The following is a 14,697-nucleotide window of genomic DNA, read 5'->3' as shown; positions in this document are numbered from 1 at the left end:
CAGCCCCTGCAGGAGCGGCTAGCCGGCGGGGTCTACGCTGACTCAAGCCTTGATCAGATACTTCCAACCGCGGCTCTGATCCACCGCGCGGGCCTGCTCGATGCGCGCTTCGAGCAGCTCATCGGACAGGGGTTGTTCGGCCAGCTCGTGCAGTTTCTTCAGGTCGCCATACAGGCGGTCCATCTGCGGCGCTTCGAGCACCTGGCGTGCGTGGTGCAGCCAGGCCAGCAACTGTTCGAGACGCGGCAACTGCTCGGCCAGGTCTTCTGGACGCTGAGTGTAGAGCGGCAGCTTCAGGGCGCGGCCTTCCTCGCCCAGCAGGTGGCCCAGCCAGCTGGCCAGTTGCGCCTTGCCCTGGCGCTCGCCACGGCCTTTACGATCCAGAGTCCAACTACGGGCTAGCAGCCAGCGAGACGTTTCCAGCGAGAACTGGCCCCAACGGATGTCTTCCAGCTCTTCGGCGAACTGCTCGGGCGCGGCGCGGCGGATGTCTTCGTCATCGTTGCCGGCCTGAACCAGCGGGCGCCAGTCTTCCAGCAGTGCGTCCAGGCGGGTGCGCAGGGCGCGAGTAGTCGGGCGTGGTGCGGCCTGGCCCAGGCTGCTGGTCAGGGCGCGCAGTTCGCTGAGGCACAGGACCCATTCCTGCAACAAGCGCCAGTGACCGTTGTGGCGGTATTGCTCAGCCAGGCGCTGGCTGCTGCCCAGCAGTTGCCAGGCGAGTGCGGCGTAGGCGTCGTCCACGGCCATTTCGGCGTCCAGCTCGGTGTGGGGCAGGCCCAACTCGTAGCTGTCGGGATCCAGCAGGCGGTAGCCGCGCTCGGCCTTGCTGATGTCGCAGGGCATCAGTGGCAGGCTGGCGGCCAGCTCGGCGGCAAGTTCGAGCAATGCCTCCGGGGCACCTTCGCGCAGTTCGAGTTCCAGCTCGCAGATCTCTTCCTTTCGTTTGCCGGCGATCACGAAGCCCTGGTCCAGCGCGGCTTCGATCACCACCTTGCTCTTGCCCCGACCCCAGGCGATTTCAGCGTATTCGCGGGTGAAGTCGGTGGTGAACAGCGGCTTGATGGTTTTCTTGTCCAGGTCGGCCAGTTGCTCGGGCCAGCAGGTGGCGTCGAGCTTTTTCAGGTCCAGCTTGACCTTGTCCAGCTGCCATTCGAATTCGTTGCGCTCGGACAGGCCGGCAACGCTTTGGCCACGGCACTTGAGGGTCTGGATGATCACATCGCCGTCACGGCGCAGGCGCAGGGCGACGCGGGCAGCCGAGAGGTCGCGCTCGGGGGTATCGAAGTACTGGTTGAGCAGCTCGCGGGTCTGCCAGCCGGACTTGTTGCGCTTCTTCAGCAGGGGGTGCTCGCGCAGGGCGGCAAGGGTCTCGCGGCTGGCGCGGAGCTTGAGTTCGGTTTCTTTGTGCATCACAGGCTCGAAGGGAGGGGCGTGGTTGGCGGTGAGTCTACAGGAGTCGGCTGTGGACTGTTGAGTTTGCCAGGGCTTTGCCCTGCTTTGGCGACGCAAGGGGACTTCCACAGGGCCAGCGGGTTGCCCGCGAGCAGGAATGCGTTGCTATGATGGGCAACGCTTTCGAGGAGTATGCGCATGCCGTTGCCGACGCTCAAAGACCAGTTCGCCGCCTTGGTTGCCGCGCCCTCGGTCAGTTGCACCCAGCCCGCGCTGGACCAGTCCAACCGCCAGGTCATCGACCTGCTGGCAGGCTGGTTGGCCGACCTGGGGTTCAAGTGCGACATTCAGCCAGTCAGCCCCGGCAAGTTCAACCTGTTGGCCAGTCGTGGCACCGGCCCTGGCGGCCTTGTACTGGCAGGTCACAGCGATACGGTGCCCTATGACCCGCAGCTGTGGGCGAGTGATCCGCTCAAGCTGACCGAGGTCGATGGTCGCTGGGTCGGGCTTGGCAGTTGCGACATGAAGGGCTTTTTCGCCTTGGTGATCGAAGCGGTGCTGCCGTTGCTGGAGCACGACTTCAAGCAGCCGTTGCTGATCCTGGCCACCTGCGACGAAGAAAGCTCCATGTCTGGGGCCCGCGCCCTGGCAGAAGCCGGGCAGCCTCTTGGGCGTGCGGCGGTGATTGGCGAGCCCACGGGCCTGCGGCCGATTCGCATGCACAAGGGCATTCTCATGGACCGAATCGACATCCTCGGGCGCAGCGGCCACTCCTCCGACCCAAGCCTGGGGCGCAGCGCCATGGAGGCCATGCATGCGGTCATGGGCGAGTTGATGGGCTTGCGCCGGCAATGGCAGGAAACCTACCGCAACCCGCAGTTCTCCGTACCGACACCGACCATGAACTTCGGCTGCATCCACGGTGGCGACAACCCTAACCGCATCTGTGGCCAGTGCGCGCTGGAGTTCGACCTGCGTCCTTTGCCTGGCATGGACGTGGAGCAGTTGCGCGCGGCCATCCGCGAGAAGTTGGTGCCGCTGGCTGAGCGCCATGAGGTGCGTATCGACTACGCGCCGCTGTTCCCGGAAGTGCCACCGTTCGAGCAGGCCGCCGATGCCGAGCTGGTACAGGTAGCCGAACGTCTGACCGGGCATCGCGCCGAAGCGGTGGCGTTCGGCACCGAAGCGCCTTATCTTCAGCAGCTGGGTTGCCAGACCATCGTGCTCGGCCCCGGTGACATCGCCTGTGCTCACCAGCCGGGCGAATACCTTGAAATGTCACGAATCGAGCCTACCGTGCGTCTATTGCGTGACCTGATCCGGCACTATTGCCTGAATTAAACGTCAATCGAGCTGATTCGTTCTTGCCTAGAGGAGACCGCGCGTGACCGCAAGCCTGTTCCGACGATGATCCTGAACGCCGTGTGATCCACCGTTCTCCGTCCACTTTATCCACAGGCCCTGTCATGCCCGAATACGTCAACTGGCTGCGTCATGCCTCCCCGTACATCAATGCTCATCGCGATTGCACCTTCGTGGTCATGCTCCCCGGCGATGGTGTGGAGCACCCGAACTTCGGCAATATCGTCCATGACCTGGTACTGCTGCACAGTCTTGGCGTGCGGCTGGTACTGGTGCATGGCTCGCGTCCACAAATCGAAAGCCGCCTGGCGGCTCGCGGGCTGACGCCGCACTACCACCGCGGCTTGCGCATCACTGACGCGGCCACCCTGGACTGTGTGATCGATGCAGTCGGCGCCTTGCGTCTTGCCATCGAGGCGCGGCTGTCGATGGATATCGCCGCCTCACCGATGCAGGGCTCGCGCTTGCGTGTGGCCTGCGGCAACCTGGTCACCGCACGGCCGATCGGCGTACTCGAAGGCGTCGATTTCCACCACACCGGCGAAGTGCGTCGGATCGACCGCAAGGGCATCAGCCGCTTGCTCGACGAGCGCTCCATCGTGCTGCTGTCGCCCCTGGGGTATTCGCCTACGGGTGAAATCTTCAATTTGGCCTGCGAAGACGTCGCCACCCGGGCGGCCATCGAATTGGGTGCTGACAAGCTGCTGCTGTTCGGCGCCGAACCGGGTTTGCTGGACGAGAACGGCAAGCTGGTGCGCGAGCTGCGCCCGCAACAGGTCGCACCGCATTTGGCCCGTCTGGGCAGCGATTACCAGGGCGAGTTGCTCGATGCTGCCGCCGAGGCGTGCAAGGGGGGCGTGGCGCGCAGTCATATCGTCAGTTATGCCGAAGATGGCGCGCTGTTGACCGAGCTGTTCACCCGTGAGGGTGGCGGTACGCTGGTTTCCCAGGAACAGTTCGAGGTGGTGCGCGAGGCTACCATCGACGACGTCGGCGGCTTGCTGGAGTTGATCAGTCCGCTGGAAGAGCAGGGCATTCTGGTACGTCGTTCGCGCGAGGTGCTGGAGCGGGAGATCGAGCAGTTCAGCGTGGTCGAGCGTGAGGGCATGATCATCGCCTGTGCGGCGTTGTACCCGATAGCCGATTCCGAAGCGGGCGAACTGGCGTGCCTGGCGGTCAACCCAGAGTACCGCCATGGCGGGCGCGGGGACGAGTTGCTGGAGCGCATCGAGAGCCGGGCGCGGCAGTTGGGGTTGAATACCTTGTTCGTGTTGACGACGCGTACCGCGCACTGGTTCCGCGAGCGTGGGTTCGCGCCCAGTGGGGTCGAGCGGCTGCCGGCGGCGCGAGCTTCGCTGTACAACTATCAGCGCAATTCGAAGATTTTCGAGAAATCCCTGTAAGCCTGTGCTTGCCGGCTTCGCGGCCCGCAATGAAAAACGCCGCCCTTGTGGGCGGCGTTTTCGTTTACACGGTATGCAGGTACCAGTTGTACTCGAGGTCGGAGATCGAGTGCTCGAACTCCTCCAGCTCGCTTTCCTTGCACGCGACAAAGATGTCGATGTACTTCGGATCGATGTACTTGTTCAGGATCTCGCTGTCGTCCAGCTCGCGCAGGGCATCGCGCAGGTTGTTCGGCAGGCTCTGTTCCAGCTGCTCGTACGAGTTGCCTTCGATCGGCTCGCCTGGCTCGATTTTGTTGGTCAGGCCATGGTGCACGCCCGCCAGGACGGCCGCCATCATCAGGTACGGGTTGGCATCGGCACCGGCAACGCGATGCTCGATGCGCACGGCATCTGGCGAGCCAGTCGGCACGCGCAGGGCCACGGTGCGGTTGTCCAGACCCCAGCTCGGCGCGTTCGGCACGTAGAACTGGGCGCCGAAGCGGCGGTACGAGTTGACGTTCGGGCAGAGGAACGCCATGGACGCGGGCAGGGTCTCGAGCACACCGCCGACAGCGTGACGTAGCGCGGCGTTCTGCTCGGGATCCTCGCTGGTGAAGATGTTGTTGCCATCTTTGTCCAGCACGGAGATGTGTACATGCAGGCCGTTGCCTGCCTGGCCCGGGTAGGGCTTGGCCATGAAGGTGGTGTCCATTTCATGGTCGTAGGCGATGTTCTTGATCAAGCGCTTGAGCAGCACGGCATAGTCGCAGGCCTTGAGCGGGTCGGCGACGTGGTGCAGGTTGACTTCGAACTGCGCCGGGGCGCTTTCCTTGACGATGGCGTCGGCCGGAATACCTTGCTCCTTGGCACCTTCGAGGATGTCCTGGAGGCAGTCGGCGTATTCGTCGAGGTCGTCGATCAGGTACACCTGGGTCGACTGCGGACGCTTGCCCGAAATGGGTGAACGCGGTGGCTGTGGACGGCCGTTCACGTTCTCCTGGTCGATCAGGTAGAACTCCAGCTCGAAGGCTGCGCAGATGGTGAGGCCCATCTCGGTGAATTTGCTCACTACCTGACGCAGCACTTCGCGCGGGTCGGCGAAGAACGGCTCGCCTTCGAGCTCGTGCATGGTCATCAGCAGCTGAGCGGTGGGGCGCTTCTGCCAGGGTTCGTTGGAGAGGGTGCCGGGAATCGGGTAGCAGATGCGGTCGGCATCGCCGATGTCCAGGCCCAGCCCGGTGCTTTCAACGGTGGAACCGTTGATATCCAGGGCGAAGAGGGAGGCCGGCAGGTTGATGCCTTTCTCGTAAACCTTGTGGAGGCTGGTGCGTTCGATTCGCTTGCCACGAACCACACCATTCATATCTGCAATCAGAAGGTCAACGTAGAGAACCTCAGGATGTTCCTTAAGGAACGCGTTCGCTTCGTTAAGCTGAACGGCACGCGGGGGTACCGACATGATGCAACACCTTTGTTGTTAAAAATATCAATCAAGGGGGGCTTGCAGGTCCAGTCAATCGAAAAGACATACTGATGTCAAGCCAACCCCATGATGCCCTGAAATGGCACATCGACGGCAGATTTGCTGCATATCGGGGCAATCCATTATCCGCTATTTCCGCTGCGAAGGGCTATCTCCGACACGCCGTGTTTTATTTTTTACGGAGGTGTTGTGTAAAAAAATGAACAAGGCTAAGCTCGGTCTCAACCCAGAACACAATAATACGAGGGTCACATGGTCCGCTTGTCGCGACCTGTACGTGCTGCCAGTGCAGCACCATCGGGTATCTCCGTCCTATTTGCGCGCCCCGACGATTGGTCGGCTGCACTGGCCGCAATAATTGACGCCTGGCCTTCGCGGACCACGCCCCGTAGCGGTCTATCGCACCTTTTTTCGCCTTTCTGCCCATCGAACTCATTACGGATACGCCTGTTTCCAGTGTATCCACTGCGGTCCTGCGCGCGGGTTTTTGCTTTAGCAATGTACTCCATCCAGAATCAGAGCGCGGACCACCTTACCTCCTGAGGTATTTATGAGTAACAACCTCGACCAGCTCACCGATTGGTTGAAAGAGCACAAGATCACCGAAGTCGAGTGCCTGATCAGCGACTTGACCGGCATCACGCGCGGCAAGATATCGCCCACCAACAAGTTCATCGCCGAAAAAGGCATGCGCCTGCCCGAGAGCGTGTTGTTGCAAACCGTGACCGGCGACTACGTCGACGACGACATCTATTACGAACTGCTCGATCCTGCCGACATCGACATGATCTGCCGCCCGGACGAGAACGCCGTGTTCCTGGTGCCGTGGGCCATCGAGCCAACCGCCCAGGTCATTCACGACACCTACGACAAGAAGGGCAACCCGGTCGAACTATCGCCGCGCAACGTCCTGAAAAAAGTGCTCAAACTCTATGCCGACAAGGGCTGGCAGCCGATCGTCGCGCCCGAGATGGAGTTCTACCTGACCAAGCGTAGCGAAGACCCGGACTTCCCGCTGCAGCCCCCGGTGGGCCGTTCGGGCCGCCCGGAAACCGGTCGGCAGTCGTTCTCCATCGAGGCAGCCAACGAATTCGACCCGCTGTTCGAAGATGTCTACGACTGGTGCGAGCTGCAGCAGCTGGACCTCGACACGCTGATCCACGAAGACGGCACGGCGCAGATGGAGATCAACTTCCGTCATGGCGACGCCCTGCACCTGGCCGACCAGATCCTGGTGTTCAAACGCACCATGCGCGAGGCGGCGCTCAAGCACAATGTGGCCGCGACCTTCATGGCCAAGCCGATGACCGGCGAGCCGGGCAGTGCCATGCACTTGCACCAGAGCGTGGTTGACGTGCACACCGGCAAGAACATCTTCTCCAATGAAGACGGCAGCATGAGTCAGCTGTTCCTCCACCACATCGGTGGCTTGCAGAGATTCATTCCCGAAGCGCTGCCGCTGTTCGCTCCCAACGTCAACTCGTTCCGTCGTTTCCTGCCCGATACCTCGGCGCCGGTGAACGTCGAATGGGGCGAAGAGAACCGCACGGTTGGCCTGCGGGTGCCGGATGCCGGGCCACAGAGCCGGCGTGTCGAAAACCGCCTCCCCGGTGCTGATGCGAACCCCTACCTGGCCATCGCGGCGAGCCTGCTGTGCGGCTACATCGGCATGGTCGAAGGTATCGAAGCCAGCGCACCGGTGGTGGGCCGAGGCTATGAGCGGCGTAACCTGCGCCTGCCGCTGACCATCGAGGATGCCCTTGAGCGTATGGAAATCAGCCGCGCGCTGACCCAGTACCTGGGCAAGAAATTCATCACCGGCTACGTCGCCACCAAGCGCGCCGAGCATGAAAACTTCAAACGCGTCATCAGCTCCTGGGAACGTGAGTTCCTGCTGTTCGCTGTCTGATCAACCCTGAGGCCGCTCAAGGGCGGCCGCCGGAAAATGGAGAGGCACATGAGCGTCAACAACCCGCAAACCCGTGAATGGCAAACCCTGAGCGGCGAGCACCACCTTGCACCTTTCTCTGACTACAAGCAGTTGAAGGAGAAAGGGCCGCGCATCATCACCAAGGCGCAGGGTGTGCATTTGTGGGACAGCGAGGGGCACAAGATCCTCGACGGCATGGCTGGCCTGTGGTGCGTTGCGGTCGGCTATGGCCGTGAAGAGCTGGTGCAGGCGGCAGAAAAGCAGATGCGAGAACTGCCGTACTACAACCTGTTCTTCCAGACCGCCCACCCACCTGCGTTGGAGCTGGCCAAGGCCATTACCGAGGTGGCGCCGAAGGGCATGACCCATGTGTTCTTCACCGGTTCCGGCTCCGAAGGCAATGACACCGTGCTGCGCATGGTCCGTCATTACTGGGCGCTCAAGGGCAAGCCGCAGAAACAGACCATCATCGGCCGCATCAACGGTTACCACGGCTCCACTGTCGCCGGTGCAAGCCTGGGTGGCATGAGCGGCATGCACGAGCAGGGCGGCCTGCCGATCCCGGGCATCGTGCACATCCCTCAGCCGTACTGGTTCGGCGAGGGCGGCGACATGACCCCTGATGAATTCGGGGTTTGGGCTGCCGAGCAACTGGAGAAGAAAATTCTGGAGGTTGGCGAAGACAACGTCGCGGCCTTCATCGCCGAGCCGATTCAGGGCGCTGGCGGCGTGATCATTCCGCCAGTGACCTACTGGCCGAAGGTCAAGGAGATCCTTGCCAAGTACGACATCCTGTTCGTCGCCGACGAAGTGATCTGCGGTTTCGGCCGTACCGGCGAGTGGTTCGGTTCGGACTACTACGACCTCAAGCCAGACCTGATGACCATCGCCAAGGGCCTGACCTCCGGTTACATCCCCATGGGCGGTGTGATCGTGCGTGACACAGTCGCCCAGGTGCTCAGCGAAGGTGGTGACTTCAACCACGGCTTCACCTACTCCGGCCACCCGGTTGCGGCGGCGGTGGGCCTGGAAAACCTGCGCATCCTGCGCGACGAGAAGATCGTCGAGAAGGCTCGCACAGATGTGGCACCCTACTTGCAAAAGCGTCTGCGAGAGCTGCAAGACCACCCGCTGGTTGGCGAAGTGCGCGGCCTGGGCCTGCTCGGTGCGATCGAGCTGGTCAAGGACAAAGCCACCCGCAGCCGTTACGAAGGCAAGGGCGTAGGCATGATCTGCCGCAACTTCTGCTTCGAGAACGGCCTGATCATGCGTGCGGTCGGCGACACCATGATCATCGCCCCGCCCCTGGTCATCAGCCATGCAGAGGTGGACGAGTTGGTAGAGAAGGCGCGCAAGTGCCTGGACCTGACCTATGAAGCGATCAAGTGAGCGCCTGCTAGGCTAGCGTTGTGACATTAGTTGCGGACAAGGCTCTGCTTTCCTTGAAACAGCGCCTTGGAACTTGCCAGACTAGCGACTGTTTCAGTCGCCCAACGCGTGTACTGCGGGACCTGGCAGCTGAACGGATGGCTAATCAAAAAAATCTGGAGCATGACGCATGAAGAAAATGGGCAAGACGTTGCTGGCCGCAGCCCTGATGGGTGCCATGGCCACCGCTGTGCAGGCTGAAGACAAAGTCCTGAACGTCTACAACTGGTCGGACTACATCGCTCCGGAAACGGTCGCCAAGTTCGAGAAGCAGACTGGCATCAAGGTCAAGTACGACGTCTTCGACAGCAACGAAACCCTGGAAGCCAAGCTGCTGGCGGGCAAGTCCGGTTACGACATCGTTGTGCCGTCCAACAACTTCCTGGCCAAGCAGATCAAGGCTGGTGTGTATCAGGAGCTGGACCGTTCCAAGCTGCCTAACTGGAAAAACCTCGACGAAGACCTGCTCAAGGCCGTCGGCGATGCCAGCGACCCGGGTAACAAATACGCCTTCCCCTACATGTGGGGTTCGATCGGTATTGGCTACAACCCTGAGAAGGTCAAGGCCGCGCTGGGCGTCGACAAGATCGACTCCTGGGACGCCGTGTTCAAGCCAGAGAACATCGCCAAGCTCAAGAGCTGCGGCGTGAGCTTCCTCGATGCGCCGACCGAAATGCTGCCGGCCGCACTGCACTACCTGGGCAAGCCGACCAACAGCACCAAGAAGGAAGACCTGAAGGCCGCCGAGGACCTGTTCCTGAGCATCCGTCCTTCGATCACCTACTTCCACTCGTCCAAGTACATCGGTGACCTGGCCAACGGCAACATCTGCGTCGCCGTCGGTTACTCGGGTGACCTGGAGCAGTCCAAGGCGCGCGCCCATGAAGCGGGCGACAAGGTCAAGCTGGACTACGTCATTCCGAAAGAAGGCGCCGGTACCTTCTACGACATGGTCGCCATGCCGAAGGATGCCGAGCACAAGGACGCTGCCTACAAGTTCATGGACTTCCTGATGCAGCCGGAAATCATGGCCGAGATCACCAACGCCGTGCGCTTCCCGAATGGCAACAAGGCCGCGACCCAGTTCGTGGACAAGGACATCACCAGCGACCCAAGCATCTATCCGCCTGCCGAAGTGAAGAAACAGCTGTACGCGATTGCTGCTCCAGAAGCCGCCGCCCAGCGCGTCATCACTCGCAGCTGGACCAAGATCAAGTCGGGCAAGTAAACCCGATGCTGAACCCTCTGGGCCGGGGCTTTCCGGCCCAGAGGCAGTGAAAGGCAATTGATGATTGCGGCATCGAGGCTGCGAAGGTAAGTTGCGCGCCGGTTTTACGTGTGCGGCAGCGCTCGTACCCATGAAGCGAGCCGTCACCGAGGCACTGATTGTGAGGACCACCCACTTGTCTATTTCTGTTTTACGCAAGGCCTTGATGGCTGGAGCGGGCCTGACGCTGGCATGCAGCGTCCAAGCGGCGCCTACGGTGCACTTCTACAACTGGTCCGATTATATCGGCCCTAACACCCTCGCGGATTTCGAGAAAGCGACCGGTATCAAGCCGGTGCAGGACGTCTTCGACTCCAATGAAACCTTGGAAGGCAAGCTGCTGGCCGGTAACACCGGCTACGACGTAGTCGTGCCGTCCAACCATTTCCTGGGCAAGCAGATCAAGGCGGGCGCGTTCCAGAAGCTCGACAAGAGCCTGCTGCCTGATTATTCCAACCTGGACCCGGCGCTGATGAAGCGCCTGGAAAAGAACGATCCGGGCAACCAGTACGCCGTGCCGTACCTGTGGGGCACCAATGGAATCGGCTACAACGTCGACAAGGTCAAGGCCGCGCTCGGCGTGGACACCATCGACTCGTGGGCGGTGCTGTTCGAGCCCGAGAACATGAAGAAACTGTCCAAGTGCGGTGTGGCCTTCCTCGACTCGGCGGACGAAATGCTGCCGGCGGTGCTCAACTACATGGGTTTGAACCCCAATAGCACCGATGCCAAGGACTACGCCAAGGCTGAGAAGAAGCTGCTGGCGGTACGCCCCTACGTGACGTATTTCCACTCCTCCAAGTACATCACCGACCTGGCCAACGGCGACATCTGCGTCGCGGCAGGGTTCTCCGGTGACGTGTTCCAGGCCAAGACCCGCGCTGAAGAAGCGAAGAAAGGCGTGAACCTGGCCTACGCGATTCCCAAGGAGGGCGGCAACCTCTGGTTCGACGTACTGGCGATTCCCAAGGACGCCAAGAACGTGAAAGAGGCCCACGCCTTCATCAACTATTTGCTGAAGCCTGAGGTTATCGCCCAGGTCAGTGACTACGTCGGTTACGCCAACCCGAACCCCAAGGCTGGCGACCTGATGGACCAGGCCGTGAGGACTGACGCTGCGGTTTACCCACCGCAGGAAGTGCTGGACAAGATGTTCGTGAACAGTGAGTTGCCACCCAAGGTGCAACGTTTGATGACCCGCAGCTGGACCAAGGTCAAGTCGGGCAAGTAACAATCCAGGCCTGCCGCGCCAGACGGGGCGGGCACACAAATCTTGTTGGGAGTTTCACTCATGGCAGTTGCCTCCGGTGCCTATAAAAAAGCCCTCGAGGGTGGCCAGCAACCCAAGCAGGTGCTGGTCAAGATCGACCGGGTCACGAAAAAATTCGACGAAACGGTAGCCGTGGACGATGTGTCCCTGGAAATCCGCAAGGGTGAAATCTTCGCCCTGCTGGGAGGCTCCGGTTCCGGTAAATCGACCCTCCTGCGTATGCTGGCGGGCTTCGAGCGTCCGACCGAAGGGCGGATTTTCCTCGATGGCGTCGACATCACCGACATGCCGCCCTACGAGCGGCCGATCAACATGATGTTCCAGTCCTATGCGCTGTTCCCGCACATGACCGTGGCGCAGAACATCGCCTTCGGCCTGCAGCAGGACAAGATGCCCAAGGCCGAGATCGAAGCCCGCGTGGCGGAGATGCTCAAGCTGGTGCACATGACCCAGTACGCCAAGCGCAAGCCGCACCAGCTTTCCGGTGGTCAGCGTCAGCGTGTGGCACTGGCCCGCTCGCTGGCCAAACGCCCAAAACTGTTGCTGCTCGACGAGCCGATGGGCGCTCTGGACAAGAAGCTGCGCTCGCAGATGCAACTTGAACTGGTCGAAATCATCGAGCGGGTCGGTGTGACCTGCGTGATGGTGACCCACGACCAGGAAGAGGCCATGACCATGGCCCAGCGTATCGCCATCATGCACCTGGGCTGGATCGCCCAGATCGGCAGCCCTATCGACGTCTACGAGACCCCGACCAGCCGCCTGGTCTGCGAGTTCATCGGCAACGTCAACCTGTTCGAAGGTGAGGTGGTCGACGACGCCGAAGGCCACGCGATCATCGCAAGCCCGGAGCTCGAACGTAAAATCTATGTCGGCCACGGTGTCACTACCTCGGTAGAAGACAAGCACATCACCTACGCGTTGCGCCCGGAGAAGCTGCTGGTCACCACCACCCAGCCGACCTGCGAGCACAACTGGTCGCGTGGCAAGGTGCATGACATCGCTTACCTGGGTGGCCATTCGGTGTTCTACGTCGAACTGCCGAGTGGCAAGGTCGTCCAGTCGTTCGTTGCCAACGCCGAGCGCCAGGGTACCCGCCCGACCTGGGGCGACGAAGTGTACGTATGGTGGGAAGACGACAGCGGCGTGGTACTGCGGTCATGAAACCGAGCAAGCTCAAGCGAGCCTTCAAGCGCATCACCCCGGAGGGGCGGCATCTGGTGATCGGCGTGCCCTTCATCTGGCTGTTCCTGTTCTTCATGCTGCCGTTCTTCATCGTTCTGAAGATCAGCTTTGCCGAAGCCGACGTGGCGATCCCGCCGTACACCGAGATCTACAGCTACGTCGAAGACAAGGTTCAACTGGTGCTGAACCTGGCCAACTACGGACTGCTGACCGAGGATGAGCTGTACATCTCGGCCTATCTGGGTTCGTTGAAGATGGCGTTCTTCAGCACGCTGTTGTGCCTGCTGATCGGCTATCCCATGGCGTATGCGATTGCCAACGCCAAGAAGGAAACCCAGACAGTACTGCTGCTGCTGATCATGATGCCGACCTGGACCGCGATCCTGATCCGCGTCTATGCCTGGATGGGCATTCTCAGCAACAACGGCCTGCTCAATGGCTTCCTGCTGTGGACCGGGTTGATCGACCAGCCGCTGCAGATCCTCAACACCAACCTGGCGGTGTATATCGGCGTGGTCTATTCGTACCTGCCGTTCATGATCCTGCCGCTGTACGCGAACCTGGTCAAACACGACCCGAGCTTGTTAGAGGCCGCGTCTGACCTGGGTTCGAGCACCTTCAACAGCTTCTGGAAGATCACCGTGCCGCTGTCGAAGAACGGCATCATCGCCGGCTGCATGCTGGTGTTCATCCCGGTCGTGGGTGAGTTCGTGATTCCTGAACTGCTGGGTGGCCCGGAAACCTTGATGATCGGTAAGGTGCTGTGGCAGGAGTTCTTCAACAACCGTGACTGGCCGGTGGCATCTGCCTTGGCGGTGGTGATGCTGGCGATCCTGATCGTGCCGATCCTGCTGTTCAACCGCAGCCAGGCCAAAGAAATGGAGGGCAGGGCATGAAGCGCTTCAGTTTCTCCAAGCTGATGCTGGTGCTCGGCTTGCTGTTCATCTACCTGCCGATGCTGATCCTGGTGATCTACTCGTTCAACGCCTCGAAGCTGGTGACGGTGTGGGGCGGCTGGTCGGTGAAGTGGTACGTTGGCCTGCTGGACAACAGCCAGTTGATGGGTTCGGTGATGCGCTCGCTGGAGATCGCCTGCTACACGGCGGTGGCAGCGGTGGCGCTGGGTACCCTGGCAGCCTTCGTGCTGACCCGTGTGACACGCTTCAAGGGCCGCACGCTGTTCGGTGGCCTGGTGACCGCGCCGTTGGTGATGCCTGAGGTGATTACCGGTCTGTCGCTGTTGCTGCTGTTCGTGGCCATGGCGCAGATGATCGGCTGGCCGCAGGAGCGTGGCATCGTCACCATCTGGATCGCCCACACCACGTTCTGTGCGGCTTATGTGGCGGTAGTGGTGTCGGCGCGCTTGCGTGAGCTGGACCTGTCGATCGAGGAAGCGGCGATGGACCTGGGTGCCAAGCCGTGGAAGGTGTTCTTCCTGATTACCATCCCGATGATCGCGCCCTCGCTGGCGGCGGGCGGCATGATGTCGTTCGCCCTGTCGCTGGATGACCTGGTGCTGGCCAGCTTCGTGTCCGGCCCCGGTTCGACCACCTTGCCGATGGAAGTGTTCTCGGCGGTGCGCCTGGGCGTGAAGCCGGAAATCAACGCCGTGGCCAGCCTGATCCTGCTGTCGGTGTCGCTGGTAACCTTCCTGGTCTGGTACTTCAGCCGCCAGGCCGAAGAGCGTCGTCGCAAGGCGATTCAGCAGGCGATCGAAGAAGGTGCGGCGGCGAACGTATCGCAGCCCCAGGTGCGGCGCCCGGCTCCGGCCACTGCGTCGGCCTGACCGGTCTCTTCGCGGGTGACCCGCTCCCACAGGTCTCATGCAGGCTGCACTGAGCCTGTGGGAGCGGGTTCACCCGCGAAGACCTCACCAGGGACTCAAAGCCAAGCCGCATCCCAGAGGGGTTGGGTCGCTGACGCAACATGCGCCAAACGTTTCTCCCGCCGCACAGGCCAATCATGGGCAGTTTTTCTGTAGCGATGGGCTCATGC

At 61.4% G+C, this 14,697-nt stretch carries 11 protein-coding genes; 9 read left to right on the top strand and 2 right to left on the bottom strand.

What is annotated here, in order from left to right; genetic code table 11:
* Positions 1-42: 42 nt before the first annotated feature.
* Positions 43-1,410 carry a CYTH domain-containing protein gene (locus VXM67_RS01350; protein WP_023382953.1) on the bottom strand — a complete coding sequence of 456 codons (1,368 nt, stop codon included), beginning with the start codon at positions 1,408-1,410 and terminating at the stop codon, positions 43-45.
* Between the two features lie 180 nt (positions 1,411-1,590).
* On the opposite strand from VXM67_RS01350, the gene argE reads away from it, so the two are divergent.
* Together argE and argA are read left to right on the top strand one after the other, a co-directional pair.
* Positions 1,591-2,733 (top strand): acetylornithine deacetylase, encoded by a 1,143-nt coding sequence (gene argE, locus VXM67_RS01345; protein ID WP_023382952.1) that lies wholly within the window; start codon positions 1,591-1,593, stop codon positions 2,731-2,733.
* A gap of 125 nt (positions 2,734-2,858) precedes the next feature.
* Complete coding sequence (gene argA, locus VXM67_RS01340) at positions 2,859-4,157, top strand: amino-acid N-acetyltransferase (RefSeq protein ID WP_023382951.1); 1,299 nt, start codon at positions 2,859-2,861, stop codon at positions 4,155-4,157.
* Positions 4,158-4,221: 64 nt separating this feature from the next.
* Here the strand turns inward: argA and VXM67_RS01335 are convergent, their stop codons facing one another.
* Entirely contained in the window at positions 4,222-5,598 is a 1,377-nt protein-coding gene (locus VXM67_RS01335; RefSeq protein ID WP_016712594.1) for a glutamine synthetase family protein, read from the bottom strand.
* Positions 5,599-6,172: 574 nt separating this feature from the next.
* Here VXM67_RS01335 and VXM67_RS01330 point away from each other — a divergent pair.
* The 7 genes from VXM67_RS01330 to VXM67_RS01300 all read left to right on the top strand — a co-directional run bounded on the left by VXM67_RS01330 (position 6,173) and on the right by VXM67_RS01300 (position 14,488).
* The gene (locus VXM67_RS01330; RefSeq protein ID WP_023382950.1) at positions 6,173-7,531 is read left to right on the top strand and encodes a glutamine synthetase family protein; all 1,359 of its coding nucleotides are present in this window, start codon (positions 6,173-6,175) and stop codon (positions 7,529-7,531) included.
* A 48-nt stretch (positions 7,532-7,579) separates the two neighbouring features.
* Positions 7,580-8,941, top strand: coding sequence for an aspartate aminotransferase family protein (locus VXM67_RS01325; RefSeq protein ID WP_367237455.1), 1,362 nt, complete (start codon positions 7,580-7,582; stop codon positions 8,939-8,941).
* Positions 8,942-9,110: 169 nt separating this feature from the next.
* Positions 9,111-10,208, top strand: a complete 1,098-nt coding sequence (locus VXM67_RS01320; protein ID WP_027907214.1) for a polyamine ABC transporter substrate-binding protein — start codon at positions 9,111-9,113, stop codon at positions 10,206-10,208.
* 175 nt (positions 10,209-10,383) lie between these two features.
* Positions 10,384-11,478, top strand: coding sequence for a polyamine ABC transporter substrate-binding protein (locus VXM67_RS01315; RefSeq protein ID WP_023382947.1), 1,095 nt, complete (start codon positions 10,384-10,386; stop codon positions 11,476-11,478).
* A gap of 60 nt (positions 11,479-11,538) precedes the next feature.
* Positions 11,539-12,681, top strand: a complete 1,143-nt coding sequence (gene potA, locus VXM67_RS01310; RefSeq protein ID WP_023382946.1) for a polyamine ABC transporter ATP-binding protein — start codon at positions 11,539-11,541, stop codon at positions 12,679-12,681.
* A complete protein-coding gene (locus VXM67_RS01305) occupies positions 12,678-13,598 on the top strand; it encodes an ABC transporter permease subunit (protein WP_023382945.1) in 921 nt (306 codons plus the stop codon). The genes potA and VXM67_RS01305 overlap by 4 nt, the downstream gene beginning before the upstream one ends.
* Positions 13,595-14,488 carry an ABC transporter permease subunit gene (locus tag VXM67_RS01300; protein WP_023382944.1) on the top strand — a complete coding sequence of 298 codons (894 nt, stop codon included), beginning with the start codon at positions 13,595-13,597 and terminating at the stop codon, positions 14,486-14,488. Before VXM67_RS01305 ends, VXM67_RS01300 begins: the two co-directional genes overlap by 4 nt.
* The last annotated feature ends 209 nt before the right edge of the window (positions 14,489-14,697 follow it).

This window comes from Pseudomonas sp. Rh2 (assembly GCF_040762985.1).
Taxonomy (GTDB): domain Bacteria; phylum Pseudomonadota; class Gammaproteobacteria; order Pseudomonadales; family Pseudomonadaceae; genus Aquipseudomonas; species Aquipseudomonas taiwanensis.
Note: the sequence above shows the minus strand (reverse complement) of the source record. Positions and strands in the feature narration are given on the sequence as shown.

What these genes read in the sequence shown, in the direction of transcription:
- VXM67_RS01350 (WP_023382953.1), bottom strand. Translation starts at nt 1,410, where the DNA reads ATGCACAAAGAAACCGAACTCAAGCTCCGCGCCAGCCGCGAGACCCTT.
- argE (WP_023382952.1), top strand. Translation starts at nt 1,591, where the DNA reads ATGCCGTTGCCGACGCTCAAAGACCAGTTCGCCGCCTTGGTTGCCGCG.
- argA (WP_023382951.1), top strand. Translation starts at nt 2,859, where the DNA reads ATGCCCGAATACGTCAACTGGCTGCGTCATGCCTCCCCGTACATCAAT.
- VXM67_RS01335 (WP_016712594.1), bottom strand. Translation starts at nt 5,598, where the DNA reads ATGTCGGTACCCCCGCGTGCCGTTCAGCTTAACGAAGCGAACGCGTTC.
- VXM67_RS01330 (WP_023382950.1), top strand. Translation starts at nt 6,173, where the DNA reads ATGAGTAACAACCTCGACCAGCTCACCGATTGGTTGAAAGAGCACAAG.
- VXM67_RS01325 (WP_367237455.1), top strand. Translation starts at nt 7,580, where the DNA reads ATGAGCGTCAACAACCCGCAAACCCGTGAATGGCAAACCCTGAGCGGC.
- VXM67_RS01320 (WP_027907214.1), top strand. Translation starts at nt 9,111, where the DNA reads ATGAAGAAAATGGGCAAGACGTTGCTGGCCGCAGCCCTGATGGGTGCC.
- potA (WP_023382946.1), top strand. Translation starts at nt 11,539, where the DNA reads ATGGCAGTTGCCTCCGGTGCCTATAAAAAAGCCCTCGAGGGTGGCCAG.
- VXM67_RS01305 (WP_023382945.1), top strand. Translation starts at nt 12,678, where the DNA reads ATGAAACCGAGCAAGCTCAAGCGAGCCTTCAAGCGCATCACCCCGGAG.
- VXM67_RS01300 (WP_023382944.1), top strand. Translation starts at nt 13,595, where the DNA reads ATGAAGCGCTTCAGTTTCTCCAAGCTGATGCTGGTGCTCGGCTTGCTG.